Raw genomic sequence first — 15,438 nt, forward strand, 5'->3', positions numbered from 1 at the left:
CCGGTGCTCCTGGTGCACGGATTCGCCTCCGACGGGCACACCGACTGGATCACCACCGGGTGGCCCGCCGCGCTCACCGCCGCGGACCGGGAGGTGCTGATACCGGACCTCCCCGCGCACGGCTCCAGCCCGGCCCCCTCGGGTTCGCTCGGCGCCGCCGCGATCACCGCGGAACTGTCGCGGCTCGTCGCCGATCTGTCCGAAGTGGACGTTGTCGGCTATTCACTTGGCGCACGGCTTTCCTGGGAGCTTCCCGCCCAGGCTCCGGTGCGGCGCCTCGTGCTCGCGGGGGTGAGCCCGTTCGAACCGTTCGGCGCCGTCGATGTGGCGGCCGCGCTGGCCTTCGCCGGTGGCGGCAAGGCTCCGTCGGATCCGCTGACCGGGATGATCGCGCATATGATCACCGCGCCGGGGCGGAATCCCGCGGCGCTCGCGCGGTGTATCGAGGATCTGCGTGCGGAGCCGTTCGCACCGGTTCTTGGCGCGGTGTCGGTGCCGACCCGGTTCGTGGCGGGGGTGGAGGATCCGGTGAGCCAGGGCATCGAGACTCTGGTGGAGCTGGTGCCGGGATCCTCGCTCGTGCGGGTGCCCGGGGATCATGGTGGGGCTTTGCGGAGTCCGGAGTTCAAGGCTGCTGTGCTCGACTTCCTCGGCTGAGGATTGCGCTTGTGTCATGAAAGGGTCGTTCAGGACGTCTTTCGTCCTGAACGACCCTTTCATGACATCTAGAGCGCGACACGGGTGGCCCCGTCGCGTTGCGAAAGCCACTTTCGCAACGTTGAAGGTTGCGAAGTGGCTTTCGCAACGTCTCCTGACGTCAGAACGTCCCATCGGCGGCAACAGAGCGGTCCAGCCAGAGATCCTCCAGAGCCGCCCGCACCTCCGCACCACGAGAAGCGGCCAGCGCGACAGCACCCAGATTGTCCTCCAGTTGCACAAGACGGCTCACCCCGAACAACACGTTCGCCACCGGCTCGTAAGCGAGACAGAACGCGAGAGCCAGCTGCGACGAGCTCACCCCGAAGTCCCCGGCGACAGCGGCGACACGCGCGGCGGCGGCACGGATCGGCTCCCGGATACCGCCCGGATCCGCCCCGATCTTCCGTGCCGGGGCCTTGCCGAGCAGCACACCGCCCTCGAACACGTCCGACGCCTGCAAAGTCAACCGGCCGGCCTCGAAATGCCTGCCATAGAAGGAACCCTCGGCCATCGACCGGCGTGCGATGCTGTACTTCAGCTGGGCGAAACGAGGCGCCGGAAGTCCTTCACGCGCGGCGAACTCCAGGGCGAGATCGAGATCCGGCGCGTGCCAGTTGTTCACGCCCCAGACGTCGAACCGGCCGAGCCGGATCTGCTCGGCCACCTCGGTGACGATGCGAGGGATGTCCGGCCGTTCGAAGTAGTCGCCGACCACGACGGCTTCCGCGCGGTCGACGCCAACACGGTCGAACGAGGTGTCGAGCTGCTCCGCGAAACCGGTGTTCGGGTAGTCCCAGAGCCAGAGTTTGCCGCACAGCTGGTACTCGTCACGCTTGATCCCGGCGGCGCGAACGGCCTCGCCGAACAAGAGATCCGTGCGCGACTGTTCGGCATGCGGCCCCATGTCGTAGTGGGCCACGTCGAACAGCGTGACCCCGGAATCGACGGCGTGCCGGATCAGGCGCACCGCGTCCTCGAAGTCCATGCGGTCCCACGTGTTCCAGGATCCGAGGCTCAGCGCCGAAGTGGCGAAGCCCAGCCCGTTCCGCTTCTCGTTCACGAGTTTTCCTTTCGCTGGCAACGGAAACAAGTTTTAGTCTACGATCGTAGAATGAACAAGAGACTCGTAGTGGTGACCGGCGGTGCCAGTGGCATCGGCCGCGGAGTCGCCGAAGCCTTCCAGTCCGCGGGCGACCGCGTGGTCATCGCCGACGTCGACACCCGGGCGGCCCACGACCTCGCCGCCGAACTCGGCGCGGAGCACGTGGAACTCGACATCTCCGACCCCGGTTCGGTCGACGCGGCACTGGCGCTGGTCACCGATCGCTTCGGCCCGGTCGAGGTGCTGGTCAACAACGCCGGTCTCGCCGGCGGCGGTGGACCGTTGGTGGGACTGGACATCGGCGTCTTCGACCTGTGCATGCGGGTGAACTTCCGCGGCACCTTCCTGATGACCCGCGCGGTCGGCGCGCGGATGGTCGAGGCGGGCACCCGGGGCGCCATCGTCAACATCACCTCCATCGGCGCCCGGCAGCCGACCCCGGGGCTCGGCCACTACGAGGCCACCAAGGCCGCCGTCGAGGCGCTCACCCGCTCGGCCGCGCTCGAACTGGCGCCGCACGGCATCCGGGTCAACGCCGTCGCACCCGGCCCGGTGCTCACGCCGATGACCGCCGGTTTCGCCTCCGACACCGCCGCCCGCGCGGCGTGGGAAGCGAGGATTCCGTTGGGAACCATCGCTTCCGTCGCCGACGTGGTGCCGTCAGTCCTGTTCCTCGCCTCCGCCGACGCCGGCCATCTCACCGGCGTGAGCCTCCAGGTCGACGGCGGGCAACTGCTCACCTGAGTACACGACGCGGCCGCCGGACACGGTGAGTTCCACACCGACGTCCGGCAGGTCCGCGAACGCCACCTCGAGCGGATTCGCCGCCAGCACACAGAAGTCCGCGACGCGGCCCACGGTCAGCGATCCCTTCCAGTCCGCCGCGCCGTCCTGCTCGGCGGCCGCGACCGTGTAGCAGCGCAGCAACCGGGCCATCAGTTCGGCGTCCACTTCGGACGCCGACAGCATCCCGGCCGCCGCGGCGATGTGCACCCGCCAGTCGGGGGTCACCACCGGCGCGTCGCTGCTCAACGTCAGCGGAACACCCGACGCGAGCATTTCCGCCAGCGGCCAGGCCCGCGCGCCGACCTCGGCGCCGAGCGCGTCCGTCAGCATTCCCCGCATCGCCACCGCGATCGCGGGCTGCGTGGTCAGTCCGACCCCCGCCGCCGCCATGCGAGCCAGCTGATCCGGCGTCACCAGATCGCCGTGCACCAGGTGATCACCGCGGCGAAGCGATCCGAGCGCGGCTTCGATGCTGCGATCCCCCGTGGCGTGCACGGCGACCGTCATCCCGGCGTCGTGGGCGAGCCGGATCATCGCGGCCAGGTTGTCCGCGCGGCCCGGATCGTCGTCGCCGTCGACGAGGAGCGCACCGTGCGAACCGTCGGCGTAGCAATGATGCGTCCACGCGGAGCGCATCGGCGGGATACCGTCGGCGAAGATCTTCACCCCGGGCACGGTGAGCCACAACGGATTCGCGGCCGGGGACGACGTCGCCAGGCCTCGCCGGAAGTCCTCCAGCGAGCTCGCGCCGTCGAGCAGGCCGAACAAGCGCAGCGCGGTCACCCTCGTGCGTAACAGGCCTTCGCCGGCCAGCGCCGCGTATTCCTCCAGCACTTCAGCGCCGAAACAGCCCGTCTCGCCTGGGCCCAGGCCGGGTTCGGTGTAGCTCGTGATGCCCAATGACGCGCACAGCCCACCCGCGCGCAGGATGGCGGCCCGCCGTTCGGCCGCGGTCCGCACCGTTTTCTCTTCTCCCCCGGTGAATCCGGCGCCGCCGATCAGGGTGTCCGGCCAGCGTGCGCCGAGCCAGGTCGCGTGCAGGTGAGAATCGTTGATACCGGGCAGAACGGTTCTCCCCGCGAGGTCGATCACCTCGGTCTCCGGGCCGATGTGATCCAGCGCGACGTCACCGAGGGCGATGATCCGGTCGTCTCGCACGGCCATCGCCCGCACGACCGTGCCCGCCGGGTCGAAGGTGAGCACAGGACCGCCGCGAACCACAAGCGAAGCGGGACGAATACGTTGCGACGGCATGGTTTCCTCCAGGATCTGGACTTTTTCTCCTACGACTGTAGACTAAAAAGATGGTCAACAGAACCGAAGCGGCGGTGCTCACCGAACACGGCTCCGCGCTCACCCTGCGGGAACTACCGCTGCCCGAGGAGCCGGAACCGGGCGCCGCGCTGGTCCGGATCACCTGCACCACGCTGTGTGGCACCGACGTGCACCTCTGGTCCGGCCAGATGACCTTCCCCGGTATGCTCCCGATGGTGCTGGGGCACGAAATGATCGGCGAGGTGGTGGCCGTCGGACCGGGCACCACCGACACGCTCGGCCGCGAGATCGCCGAGGGCGACCGCATCGGCTGGTCCGAATCGACCTGCGGAAAGTGTTACGGCTGCACGATCTTGCGCGAGCCGGTCGCCTGCGAGAAGCGCGGATACGGATTCCTGCAGCGCTCCGACGTCTTCCCGTACGCCACCGGCGGGCTCGTGCGGTACTGCTACGTGACTTCCGGCGCCGCCAAGCTCCTGCTTCCCGACGACGTCAAGGACACGTGGGCGTCGATGTCGGGCTGTGCGGGCAAAACCGTGCTGCGCGCCGTCTCCCGCGCCGGCGGGATCCGTCCCGGTGCGACGGTCGTGGTGCAGGGCGCGGGCGCGCTGGGCGTGTTCGCCACAGCCGTCGCGCGGATCTCCGGCGCGGGCGACGTCATCACCATCGGCGGGCCCGAAGACCGGCTGAAGACCGCCGAGCGTTTCGGGGCGACGGCGACGATCCCGGTCGACGGCACCGTCGAAGACCGGATCGAACGGGTCGAGGAACTCACCGACGGCCGGGGCGCCGATCACGTCTTCGACTTCGCGGGCGGGCCGACCATCGGCGAGGAGGCCGTCGCCTTCGCCGCCCAGCGCGGCACCATCGCGATCGTCGGCTCCACCGGCCCCGTGCCCTCCCCCGTGGCGCTGGGCACGGTGATGGGCAAGGAACTCACGGTCGCCGGCTCGCTCAACGGCGACATCGCCGACTACCACCGCTCGGTGGACTTCTTCCGCACCTTCGCCGATCGGCTGCCGTGGGACGAACTCTTCAGCGAACCGGTCGGTCTTTCCGAAGCTTCCCAGCGTGTCGAGTCGATGTCGCGGCTCGGCGAGCTCAAAGCCGTCATCGATCCCCGCCTCCCCTAGGAGACCCGAATGACCATCCCCCAGCGCCGCATCGGCCGCGACGGCCCGCTCACCGGCGTCCTCTCGCTCGGCTCCTGGCACACCTACGACCGGATGGACTTCCGGGAGGCGGTGGACCTCGTCCGCACGGCGGTCGATTCCGGCATCACGCTCTTCGACGTCGGCGTGTACGGCTTCCCCGGTGCCACCCCGGTCTTCACCGACGTGCTGTTCTCCGCGATGGTCCGCGCCGCGGGCCTCCGCCGCGAGGACTACCTGCTTTCGGCCAAGCTCTGGCTGGAGGGCTACCCGGAGCACAACCTCCGCGACCAGCTGGACAATGCGTTGTTCCGCGCCGGAGTCGAGCACGCCGATGTCGTGGTGCTGGGCGATCTCCGGCGCGACGACACCGACCTGCACCGGCTGGTGCTCGATCTGAACGAACTCCGCGAGACCGGGCTCATCGGCCAGTGGGGCGTGAACAACTGGAGCGCCACCACGATCCAGGCGCTGCACGATTTCGCCGCGGCCGAGAACGTGCCAGGCCCCGCCATCGCGCAGCTGAAGTACAGCGTCGCGCGACGATCCATTCCGGACGGTGAGCCGTTCGCGAAGGTCTTCGGTGACCTGGGCGTCACGCTCCAGTCTTCGGACATCTTCGAGGGTGGCGTCCTGCTGGGCAAGAACAGTGGCGCGCGCCAGGTGGGCCGCGATCCCGGTGACATCCGCGAGCGCATCGCCGCCTCCGCCCCGGCCCTGGCGAAGATCGCGGCCGAGCTGGACGCGACACCGGCGCAGCTGTGCCTCGCGTTCACCCTCACCCACCCGGCCAACACGACCACCCTCTTCGGCGCGACGAGCACCGAGCAGCTCAAGGACAACCTGGGCGCCGTCGACCTCGTCGAGCGCGTGGGCGCGGAGCGGCTCCGGGAACTGGTCGAGCCGTACTGGGCCGACCGCGGCGTCGTCGATCCGGAGGGACCGTGACGGCCTTCGATCCCGAACTCGCCGCAGCCCTCGAAGGTTTGCCCTCCGGGCCTCCGCTGAGCGCGGACTCGCTGGCGGGCATCCGCCAGGCGATGGCCGAGGGGAACCTGACCTGCGCCGAGGCGATCGGCGACCGGGATCTCGTCTGGGAAGACCACCAGGTGCCCGGCACCGACGTGGTCGTCACCGTCGTCAAGCCGCGGGATGCCCGGGACGCGCCGGGCTTCTACAACATCCACGGTGGCGGCATGGTGCTGGACGACCGGTTCGCCGACCTGCCCCGGATGGTCGCGCTGGTCGAGGAGTTCGGCTTCGTCGCGGTGACCGTGGACTACCGGCTCGCGCCCGAGCATCCGCATCCGGCGCCGATCGAAGACTGCTACGCGGGCTTGACGTGGATGGCCGAGCACGCAGCCGAACTCGGTTTCGATCCCGGCAGGCTGATCGTCGGCGGCGGCAGTGCGGGAGGTGGCCTCGGCGCGGGGATCGCCCTGCTGGCCAGGGATCGCGGCGGCCCGGCGCTGGCCGGGCAGCTCCTGCTGTGCCCGATGATCGACAGCCGCAACGATTCGGCGTCCACAATGGAATTCGCGGAACGCGGCGTGTGGGGCCGGGCGGCCAACGAATTCGGCTGGCGGTCACTCCTCAATGGACAGACATCGCCGTACGCGGTCCCCGCCACCGCGGAAGATCTCACCGGGCTCCCACCCGCCTTCATCGAGGTCGGCGCGGCCGAGATCTTCCGTGACGAGGACGTCGACTACGCGCGGCGGCTCTGGCAGGCCGGCGTGCCCACCGAACTGCACGTCTGGGCGGGCGCGTACCACGGCTTCGACCGGATCGCCCCGGACAGCGAGGTGACCCGGGCCGCGCTCGCCGCCCGGGCCTCCTGGCTGCGCCGCACTATCGGCCGAGCATGAACCGGGCGGCCTGTTCGCCGACCAGCACCGCCGGCGCGTTGGTGTTGCCCGTGGTCACCCGCGGCAGCACCGACGCGTCGGCGATCCGGAGCCCGCTCAGCCCGTGCACGGCGAGTTCCGGGTCGACGACGGAGTCCGCGTCGGTGCCCATCCGGCAGGTCCCGACCTGGTGGTGATAGGTGATCGCGGTCCGGCGGACGTACTCGCGGACGTCGGCCTCCGGCCCCGGGTACAACTCACGGGCACCCCATTCCTCCGCCAGCGCGGACGCGCGGCCGATCTCCCGGCACTGCTCCACCGACGCGACCAGGCTCTCGAAGTCGGCCGGATCCTCCAGCGCGGCGAGATCGATCAGCGGTTCGTCGAGCGGGCTAGGCCCCGAAAGCCGCAGACTGCCCCGGCTGCGCGGCGTGACCATGCCCGCCATCAGCGAGAACCCGGTTTCCGGACCCGTCATCCACGACTCGTACATCGGCACGCTGAAGTGGATCGGCTGGGTGTCGGGTACCGCCAGGGCGGGGCGGCTGCGCCAGAACAGATGTGTCTGCGTCACCGACCGCCCCGGCGCGGGCGGATCGACCCGGCGGCGATCGGTCGCGAAGATGACCGGCGAGAGCAAGTGGTCGTGCAGGTTCTTCCCGACGCCGGGCAGCTCCGCGACGACGTCGATGCCGTGCACCTCCAGTTCGTCGAGCGGGCCGACCCCGCTGCGCAGCAGGATCGCCGGTGACGCCAGCGCGCCGGCGGCCAGCGCGACCTCGTCGGCGAAGACCTTGCGCAGTTCACCGTCGACCTCGGCGAGCACGCCGGTCACCCGGTCGCCTTCGAAGAGCAACCGGTGGACGAGCGCTCCCGTGTGGACGGTCATCCGTTCGGCGGCGGGCTGTCCGTAGGCGAGCCAGGTGTTGAGGCGTTTGCCGTCGCGGGTGGTGACCCGCTGCACGGACACACCGTCGAGCTCGTCGCCGTTGTAGTCCGGGTTGAACGGCAGCCCGATCTGCACCGCCGCGTCCACTATGGACTGCTGGATCGGGTGCAGCGGCTCGTTCGGTACGACGTCGAGCAGATCCTTCTCGATCCGTTCGAACACCGGGCGGACGTCGTCCCAGCGCCAGCCGGGCACATCCCAGCCGTCGTAGTCGGCCGGGGCGCCGCGCACCCAGATCATCGCGTTGAGCGAATGGGACCCGCCGAGCACCTTGCCGCGCGGCAGATGCAGCCGCCGGTTCGCCGCGTGCGGCTGCGGCACGGTGTAGTAGTCCCAGTCCTCCGGCCCGTGCCACAGCTCACCGGCCCGCGAAGGGTCGTGAATGGCCGGATTGGTGTCCGGCCCGCCCGCTTCGAGCAGGGTGACCCATGCCCCGGAGTCGGCCAGCCGCCTGGCGACCACCGAACCGGCCGAACCCGCTCCCACCACGATGACGTCCATGTCCCCCACCCTCGCAAGGCCCGCGGACGTCCGGCGGATTCGGTTCGCTGGCCGACAATCGGCGTGCCCTGGCGGGCAAGACCGGAGACCTCGCGGCGCCCGATACTCGATCACACACCGGTCGAGGAGGAGCTAGCCATGGCCACACGCCTGTTCATCGACGGACAGTGGACCGCCGCGGGAGGCGGGTCCCTGCCGACGTACGATCCGGCCACCGGCCATGTGATCGAGGAGGTCGGCACCGCGTCGGCGGCCGACGTCGACGCGGCCGTCGGTGCCGCGCGCAAGGCACTGAACGACCCCGCCTGGGCGGGGCTGCTGCCAGTTCAGCGTGCCGCGCTGCTGTTCAAGCTCGCGTCGCTGGTGGACGAGCACCACGAGGAACTGGCCGCGCTCGAGACCCGCGACCAGGGCCAGCCGATCGGGATCTCCCGTCAGGTCAGCGTGACCGGCGCGGCCGAGCATCTGCGGTACTTCGCGGGCTGGGTCACCAAGATCCAGGGCACCACGAACCCGGTGTCCTTCCCGGACACGCTGCACTACACCCGCCGCGAGCCGGTCGGGGTGAACGCGCTGATCACGCCGTGGAACTTCCCGCTGATGATCCTCGTGTGGAAGCTCGCGCCCGCGCTGGCCACCGGCAACACCGTGGTGATCAAGCCCAGCGAGGTCACGCCGCTGACCAGCATCCGGCTGGTCGAGCTCGTGCACGAGGCCGGGTTCCCGCCGGGCGTGGTCAACCTGGTCACCGGCGACGGCGCGGTGGGCGCGCTCCTGAGCAGGCACGACGACGTCGACCACCTGTCCTACACCGGGTCGACCGCGGTCGGGAAGCTGATCACGGCGGCCAGCGCCGAGTCGAACCTCAAACGGCTCACCCTCGAACTCGGCGGCAAGGCGCCCAGCATCATCTCCGGCGACGCCGACATCGACGCCGCCGTCGCCGGCAACCTCGCGGGCGCGACGCTGAACAGCGGCCAGGTCTGTGCCGCGTACACCCGGTTCTTCGTGGACCGCAAGCGGGAACAGGAGTTCGTGGCGAAGCTGGCGGCCGGGCTCGAAGGTCTCAAGCTCGGGCCGGGGCTGGACGAGTCGACGCAGCTCGGGCCCCTCGTGTCCGCCAAGCACCGCGAGCACGTGGACTTCCTCGTCTCCACCGGCAGCGAGCAGGGCGCGGAGCTGGTCACCGGCGGCAAACCCGTCGATCGCGACGGCTACTTCTACACCCCGACGCTGTTCGCCGGGGTCGCCGACGACATGACGATCATGCGCGAGGAGATCTTCGGCCCGGTCCTCGCCGTCACCGCCTACGACGACCCGGACGAGTTGCTGGCGCGGGCGAACGACACCGAATACGGGCTCGCCGCCACCGTGTGGACCCGCGATCTCGGCGTCGCGCAGCGGTTCGCCAACGGCATCCGCGCGGGCGCGGTGTTCGTCAACATGCCGCCGATCCCCGACATGGCCGCGCCGTGGGGCGGGTACAAGGCGTCGGGCTGGGGCCGCGAGATGGGTCCGTGGGCGATCGACGCCTACACCGAGATCAAGTCAGTCTGGCTGCACTACTCGTGACCGCGGGCGACGCGATCAACTCGACGCCGATGAGCAAGTCGCAGATCGCCTACCACTGGATCAAGGCGAGGATCGACGACGGCACCTTCTCCCCCGGTTACCGCCTCGTGTTCGGGCAGATCGCACAGGAGCTCGGCGTCAGCACCGTGCCCGTGCGCGAGGCGGTGCGGCGGCTGGAGGCCGAGGGGCTGGTGACCTATGAGCACAACGTCGGCGCGCAGGTCGCGATGGCCGACGAGAGCGACTACCAGCACACCATGCAGACGCTCGCGCTGGTCGAGGGGTACGCCGCCGCGCTGGCGGCGCCGTCCCTGCCCGGCGAGGCACTCGACCAGGCCAAGGGGCTCAACGCGGAACTGACGGCGTGTCTCGACAACTTCGAGCCGTCGCGGTTCACCGCGCTCAACCGCGACTTCCACCGCGTCCTGTTCGGCACCTGCCCCAATCCGCAGGTGCTCGATCTGGTCAACCGAGGCTGGAACCGGCTGGCCGGGCTGCGCACGTCGACGTTCAGCTTCGTGCCCGGCCGCGCGCACGAATCCGTGCAGGAGCACCAGAAGATCCTCGACCTGTTCGACCGGAACGCGCCTGCCGGGGAGATCGAACTGGCCGTACGCGAGCACCGGTTGACCACTTTGGAGACGTTCCTGGCCTGGCGGCATCCCTAAACGGGAACCGTCTCCGGTGGCGGGAAGGCGTAGAAGCGCACGGAAAGCTCTTTCGCTTGCGCCCCCGGACGACGACGGCAGTACCGCGTGATCAGCTCGCGGTATTCCGCTTCCAGTTCCCGGAATTCCGCCTCGGTCAGCCTCGTCGACGTCCGTTGTGCCGTCGCCCACGGGCCGAACTCGTCACGGTGCTCCGCGGCCCAGGACAGCACGGCGACCTCGTTCGCGTACTTGGCGTCGAGGAACGCGGTGACCCGTTCCCGGTCCGCGCCGTCGTAGTCGTCCGGCTTCGGCTCGCGCAGGTCCTGCGGGATCGGGATCCAGTTCCCTTTCCGGTCACGGCGCACGAAACCGGTTTCCTGCAGGGTTTTCAGGCATTCGGCGACTTCGGCGCGCGCCAGCCCGGTCCGGCGCGCGACGTCCTCCTCCGAGGCGGGAAGCTCGCGCGTCACCAGGTGGTACCGCAGGTCCTCGCGCATCGCGATGTCGCACAGGTTCACCGATCGCTTCGGCAGCGCGTCGCCCAGCAGCCGTCGCGCGGCGAAGGCCAGCACCACCGCGACCGGGATCTCGACGAAGACGGCGAGCGCGACACTGGTCCACCGCTCGGCCGACGTCCAGCCCAGCATGACGTCGAACCACGCGTCGCAGCACAACATCGCGGCCGTCGCCGACAGCAGCGGCACGGCCGCCCGCCGACGGCGCAGCCCCAGCCAGGCTCCGGCCGCGAAACACAGCAGGAGGGCGATGTCGAATCCGACCCAGGCCGCGCGCCACTGCCCGGTGTCGTACCGGTCGGGCAGGGTGTGCGCGAGGTAGACGGTCCAGGGCACGAGCAGGACCGCCGCACCGGCGAGCACCGTCAGGAGTAGCCGTCGGATCATGATCACGACGTTAGAAGCGGGCGGCGGCGGGGACATCCGGGCTTTCCCCTGGTCCGGCCTCAGGGTCGTGGTACTCGCCCGAACGGCCGCTACCGGGGCTCAGCCGCGCGAAGGTAGATTCCCAGAGCCCGTTTTGGGCCTTCTCTGGGGGGAACATGAGTCCTGCGCTGGACACTTCACGTCCACTGTCGACTTTCAGATCCCGAGTGGCGGCTTTGGCCGCAGGGATCCTCACGCTTTCCTCGGTCGTGACGGGCTTCGCCGCCGAGGCCGCACCCGCCGCGGCCCTCACCTCACCGGCGTCGAGCTTCACGGCCGTTCAGCCGACCCGGTTCCTGGACACCGTCCGAGGCGTCGGGATCCCGGTCGGACCGGTCGGCGCCCGCACCACGGTCACCGGCAGCGCGGCGGGCCTGGCGCCCGAAGGCACCACCGCGGTCGTGGTGAACGTCTGGGCGGAAGGCCCGACCGCGGACACCGCGGTGACCGTCTTCCCGCACGGCACCGCGCGGCCGAGCCTGCCGAATCTGTTGGTGCAGAACGGTAAACGACGGTCCAATCAGGTCACCGTGCAGGTCGGCGCCGACCGGGCACTCGACTTCTACAACGAGTCCGGGTCGACCCACCTGGTCGTCAGCATCATGGGGTACTACACGACCGCGCCGGGTTCGCGGTACACCCCGGTCAGCGCCGCGCGACTGCCGATCGCCTCGATCGGCCACAACGCCACGACCCGGCTGGCCCTCACCGGCGAAGTCCCGGCCACGGCCACCGCGGTCACTTTCAGCTTGACGCTGAGCCAGCCCACCGTCGCCACCTACGTCACCGCTTCCCCCGCTGCCACGCCACGGCCGACCATGGCGAGCGTCGCCGCGTACCCGGGCGGTCAGGGCTCGAACCTGATCACGGTCAAGATCGGCGCCAACCGCTCGATCGACCTGTACAACCTGGCCGGCACGGTGCAGGTGGAAGCCAACGTGATCGGGTTCTACGCCACCGACTACGGAGCGCTCTTCACCCCGGTGGCTCCGGAACGAGTCCTCGACAGCCGCACCGGTCTCGGCGTCTTCGACGGTCAGGCCCGGAAGATCGGCCCGAAGAGCGACCTGTCCTACCGGCTGCAACGGTCGATTCCGTCCAACGCTCTCGCGTTGGCGCTCAACCTGACCGGGTACTCGGCGACGGCGAACACCGCCATCACCGCCTGGGAGAATCGATCGAGCAGTGAACCGCCGCCCAGTGTGCACGTGGTTCCGGGACAGACCATCTCGGTGGCGGTCGCCCCGCTCGTCGGATCCATCTTCGGGTCTCCCGCCACCGCCGGTGACGTCGTCCGCACGACCTACGTCCACAACCGCGCCGGTTCCATCGACGTGACGGCCGATCTGTCGGGATACTTCACGCTGCCACCCGCCGACTGCCTGGCGAATTGTGTGACGACGTGGGGGCCCTACTCCTGGGAGCAGGGCGACGTGCTCCCGATGGCGATGAAACCGTTCAGCGGCCTGAGTGACGTCGTCGAGCTCGCCGGCTGGTCCGACAGCGGATACGCGTTGCGCGCCGACGGCACCGTCAAGGCCTGGGGCGCCACCTCGGCCGGGCGGCTCGGCAACGGCTGGTGGGCGGGCGGCGCCACCACCTCGGAGTCCCCGGTCCCCGTCGTGGGGCTCACCTCCGTCAAAGCCATCGCGAGCGGTGACACCAAGGGTTACGCGCTGAAGTCCGACGGCACCGTGTGGCAGTGGGGCCAGAACGTCGTCACGCCGGTGCAGGTCTCCGGGCTGACCGGGGTCACCGCCATCTCGGCGTCCAGGGAAACGGGATACGCGCTCAAAGCCGACGGCACGGTGTGGTCGTGGGGCGGCAACACCCGCGGTGAACTGGGGAACGGCTCCACGGTCTCGAGCTCCTCGACTCCGGTGCGCGTCTCCGGGCTCACCGGGATCAAGTCACTCGGCGCCGCGAGCGGCGCCAACGGATACGCGATCAAAACGGACGGCACGGTCGCGGCTTGGGGTGACAACTCCCAGGGCCAGTTGGGCAACGGAGTCACGTGCACGACACCGTCGGCTTGCTTTTCCCGGGTCCCTGTCCAGGTTTCCGGCTTGACCGGGGTCACCTCGGTGACCGGTGGCTGGGCACGCGCCTTCGCCCTGAAATCCGACGGCACGGTCTTCTCGTGGGGTGACAACGGGAGCGGCGGACTGGGCAACGGCTCGGACTGTGGCCCGGGCTGCCTGTCCACGGTCCCCGTGCAGGTCCGTGGCGTGACCGATGCCAAGGCGATCGGGCGGTTCGGCGGAGGCGGTTACGCGGTCCGCGCGGACGGGACCGTCCTGGGCTGGGGCAGCAACGACAGTTTCGGGCTGGGTGGCGCTGTCATGAGCTATCCGTACTACACGACGGTGCCGGTGGAGGTTCCCGGTTTGAGCGGTGTCAAAGCCGTCACGGACGGCCTCGCCCTGCGATAGAAACCGCCGGTGACCGCCGGTCCGGCTCCGTACCGGGCCGGCGGTCCGCCGAACGGGCCGACTTGGACGAAACCCGAGCGCCGCCCTCTCGCCCCTGGTCAGAATCGGTCCATGCGATCGAAAACGCTCGTCCTCGCCGCGATCGTCACTTTGACCGCAGGGCTCGCCGGACCCGCCACCGTCGCCGCCGCCGGGCCGCGGCTGGAAGACGCGCGGCCTTGCGCGCACGACGCGCGGTTCACCTGTTCGACGTTGACCGTGCCGCTCGACCATCACGGCCGGACACCGGGCACGCTCGAACTCCAGGTCGCCACCGCGAACAACGCCAACGCGGCCAAGGGGGTGCTGCTGTTCCTCACCGGCGGGCCGGGGCAGCCCGGAATTCCGGTCAGCACCAAGCTCTTCGACCGGATGCCGGAGGTGTTCGCCGACCACCGGCTGGTGATGATCGACCAGCGCGGTACCGGCGCGAAGGCCCTCGACTGCCCGGATCTGCAGGCCGAGGTGGGCGGTTCCGACATCGAACCGCCGACTCGCGAGGCGGTGACCCGGTGCGCCGCGGCACTCGGCGACAAGGCCCGGTTCCATGGCAGTGACGCGACGGTCGCCGATCTCGATCTGCTCCGCCGCGCCCTGGGCGTGCCGACGATGGTGGTGGACGGGGTCTCCTATGGTTCGTTCACCGCGTCGCGATACGCCGTCGCGCATCCCGGCAACGTCTCGAAACTGGTCCTCGATTCGGTGCTCCCCCACCACGCGACCGCCGACCAGTCGCTGTATCTCCAGGCGCTGAAGGCGACCGCGCGCGTCCTGCGGGATGCCTGCGCCGAGCCGCCCGTATGCGGCTCCGATCCGGCGGAGGATCTCGCGTGGCTGGTCCGGAACCGGGACACGGCGGCGGGCGTGGCGCTGTTCGACATGATCGTCACCTACGAGTTCGTAGACCCGAGCTATCGGGACCCGTCGGCGTTGGGGACCGACTTGATCACCGCGCTGCGGACCGCGCGCGGTGGCGACACCACGAAGCTCGACTCGCTCCTGCGGGATCTCGCGGCCGGCGGCGACCCGCTCACGTCGTTCAGCGCGGGCCTGCACGCCGCGACACTGTGCGCGGACATGCGTTTCCCTTGGGGTGACGCGGAAACACCCGGTCTCGTCCGCGAGCCGCTGCTCGAACTGGCCGAGAAGCGGTTGAGCGCCCGAGATACCTGGCCGTTCAGCCCCGCCGTCGCGACCGGGGTCGGGTTCGTGCGGACCTGCCTGCCGTGGCCGGAAGTCCCGGCGAGCTCGAACCCGGCCGGGAAGCTGCCGGACGTCCCGGTGCTGCTTCTCAACGGCGACCGCGACCTGTCGACGCCGATGGAGTGGGCGTACACGGAGGCCGAAAAGGCACCGCGGGGCAAGGTCGTGATCGTCGAAGGAGCGGCGCATTCCCTTCAGTACCGGGAGCGGGGAGTGGCCGGGCGGAAGGCGGTGGCGGAATTCCTGGCCGAGACTTGAGTCTCCACCCACTGGAGCCTTTACCGTCGCTCC

13 protein-coding genes are annotated in these 15,438 nt (G+C 69.8%); 9 read left to right on the forward strand and 4 right to left on the reverse strand.

The annotated features are described in order from the left end of the window. The first annotated feature begins 3 nt into the window (after nucleotides 1–3). Nucleotides 4–657, forward strand: coding sequence for an alpha/beta fold hydrolase (locus DMC61_RS20340; RefSeq protein WP_125690946.1), 654 nt, complete (start codon nucleotides 4–6; stop codon nucleotides 655–657). A gap of 160 nt (nucleotides 658–817) precedes the next feature. On the opposite strand, the gene DMC61_RS20345 is transcribed toward DMC61_RS20340, so the two are convergent. After that, nucleotides 818–1,759, reverse strand: a complete 942-nt coding sequence (locus tag DMC61_RS20345) for an aldo/keto reductase (RefSeq protein WP_125690627.1) — start codon at nucleotides 1,757–1,759, stop codon at nucleotides 818–820. A gap of 69 nt (nucleotides 1,760–1,828) precedes the next feature. On the opposite strand from DMC61_RS20345, the gene DMC61_RS20350 reads away from it, so the two are divergent. After that, nucleotides 1,829–2,545, forward strand: coding sequence for an SDR family NAD(P)-dependent oxidoreductase (locus tag DMC61_RS20350; protein WP_125690948.1), 717 nt, complete (start codon nucleotides 1,829–1,831; stop codon nucleotides 2,543–2,545). Here DMC61_RS20350 and DMC61_RS20355 read toward each other — a convergent pair. Further along, nucleotides 2,462–3,790 carry an amidohydrolase gene (locus DMC61_RS20355; RefSeq protein ID WP_125690628.1) on the reverse strand — a complete coding sequence of 443 codons (1,329 nt, stop codon included), beginning with the start codon at nucleotides 3,788–3,790 and terminating at the stop codon, nucleotides 2,462–2,464. The two genes, DMC61_RS20350 and DMC61_RS20355, sit on opposite strands and share 84 nt — an antisense overlap. A 101-nt stretch (nucleotides 3,791–3,891) precedes the next feature. On the opposite strand from DMC61_RS20355, the gene DMC61_RS20360 reads away from it, so the two are divergent. The 3 genes from DMC61_RS20360 to DMC61_RS20370 are packed head-to-tail and all read left to right on the forward strand — an operon-like array spanning nucleotide 3,892 to nucleotide 6,881. Further along, nucleotides 3,892–4,995 carry a zinc-binding dehydrogenase gene (locus DMC61_RS20360; protein ID WP_125690629.1) on the forward strand — a complete coding sequence of 368 codons (1,104 nt, stop codon included), beginning with the start codon at nucleotides 3,892–3,894 and terminating at the stop codon, nucleotides 4,993–4,995. Nucleotides 4,996–5,004: 9 nt separating this feature from the next. Then, a complete protein-coding gene (locus tag DMC61_RS20365) occupies nucleotides 5,005–5,961 on the forward strand; it encodes an aldo/keto reductase (RefSeq protein ID WP_125690630.1) in 957 nt (318 codons plus the stop codon). Continuing rightward, entirely contained in the window at nucleotides 5,958–6,881 is a 924-nt protein-coding gene (locus tag DMC61_RS20370) for an alpha/beta hydrolase (RefSeq protein WP_125690631.1), read from the forward strand. Before DMC61_RS20365 ends, DMC61_RS20370 begins: the two co-directional genes overlap by 4 nt. On the opposite strand, the gene DMC61_RS20375 is transcribed toward DMC61_RS20370, so the two are convergent. After that, nucleotides 6,865–8,310, reverse strand: a complete 1,446-nt coding sequence (locus tag DMC61_RS20375; protein ID WP_125690632.1) for a GMC family oxidoreductase — start codon at nucleotides 8,308–8,310, stop codon at nucleotides 6,865–6,867. The two genes, DMC61_RS20370 and DMC61_RS20375, sit on opposite strands and share 17 nt — an antisense overlap. A gap of 138 nt (nucleotides 8,311–8,448) precedes the next feature. Here DMC61_RS20375 and DMC61_RS20380 point away from each other — a divergent pair, with 138 nt between their 5' ends. Together DMC61_RS20380 and DMC61_RS20385 are read left to right on the forward strand one after the other, a co-directional pair. Then, nucleotides 8,449–9,882, forward strand: a complete 1,434-nt coding sequence (locus DMC61_RS20380; protein ID WP_072027390.1) for an aldehyde dehydrogenase — start codon at nucleotides 8,449–8,451, stop codon at nucleotides 9,880–9,882. Further along, on the forward strand, nucleotides 9,879–10,550 hold the full coding sequence (locus DMC61_RS20385; RefSeq protein ID WP_125690633.1) for a GntR family transcriptional regulator: 672 nt from the start codon (nucleotides 9,879–9,881) through the stop codon (nucleotides 10,548–10,550). The genes DMC61_RS20380 and DMC61_RS20385 overlap by 4 nt, the downstream gene beginning before the upstream one ends. Here the strand turns inward: DMC61_RS20385 and DMC61_RS20390 are convergent. Then, nucleotides 10,547–11,434 (reverse strand): helix-turn-helix domain-containing protein, encoded by an 888-nt coding sequence (locus DMC61_RS20390; RefSeq protein ID WP_125690634.1) that lies wholly within the window; start codon nucleotides 11,432–11,434, stop codon nucleotides 10,547–10,549. The two genes, DMC61_RS20385 and DMC61_RS20390, sit on opposite strands and share 4 nt — an antisense overlap. A gap of 215 nt (nucleotides 11,435–11,649) precedes the next feature. Between DMC61_RS20390 and DMC61_RS20395 the strand changes: the two genes are divergently transcribed. Next, nucleotides 11,650–13,905, forward strand: a complete 2,256-nt coding sequence (locus DMC61_RS20395; RefSeq protein WP_125690635.1) for a hypothetical protein — start codon at nucleotides 11,650–11,652, stop codon at nucleotides 13,903–13,905. A gap of 111 nt (nucleotides 13,906–14,016) precedes the next feature. Continuing rightward, nucleotides 14,017–15,405, forward strand: a complete 1,389-nt coding sequence (locus DMC61_RS20400) for an alpha/beta fold hydrolase (protein WP_125690636.1) — start codon at nucleotides 14,017–14,019, stop codon at nucleotides 15,403–15,405. Nucleotides 15,406–15,438: the final 33 nt, after the last annotated feature.

Source organism: Amycolatopsis sp. WAC 04169 (genome assembly GCF_003947535.1).
Classification (GTDB): Bacteria; Actinomycetota; Actinomycetes; order Mycobacteriales; family Pseudonocardiaceae; genus Amycolatopsis; species Amycolatopsis keratiniphila.

What these genes read in the sequence shown, in the direction of transcription:
- DMC61_RS20380 (WP_072027390.1), top strand. Translation starts at nt 8,449, where the DNA reads ATGGCCACACGCCTGTTCATCGACGGACAGTGGACCGCCGCGGGAGGC.
- DMC61_RS20365 (WP_125690630.1), top strand. Translation starts at nt 5,005, where the DNA reads ATGACCATCCCCCAGCGCCGCATCGGCCGCGACGGCCCGCTCACCGGC.
- DMC61_RS20390 (WP_125690634.1), bottom strand. Translation starts at nt 11,434, where the DNA reads ATGATCCGACGGCTACTCCTGACGGTGCTCGCCGGTGCGGCGGTCCTG.
- DMC61_RS20375 (WP_125690632.1), bottom strand. Translation starts at nt 8,310, where the DNA reads ATGGACGTCATCGTGGTGGGAGCGGGTTCGGCCGGTTCGGTGGTCGCC.
- DMC61_RS20360 (WP_125690629.1), top strand. Translation starts at nt 3,892, where the DNA reads ATGGTCAACAGAACCGAAGCGGCGGTGCTCACCGAACACGGCTCCGCG.
- DMC61_RS20400 (WP_125690636.1), top strand. Translation starts at nt 14,017, where the DNA reads ATGCGATCGAAAACGCTCGTCCTCGCCGCGATCGTCACTTTGACCGCA.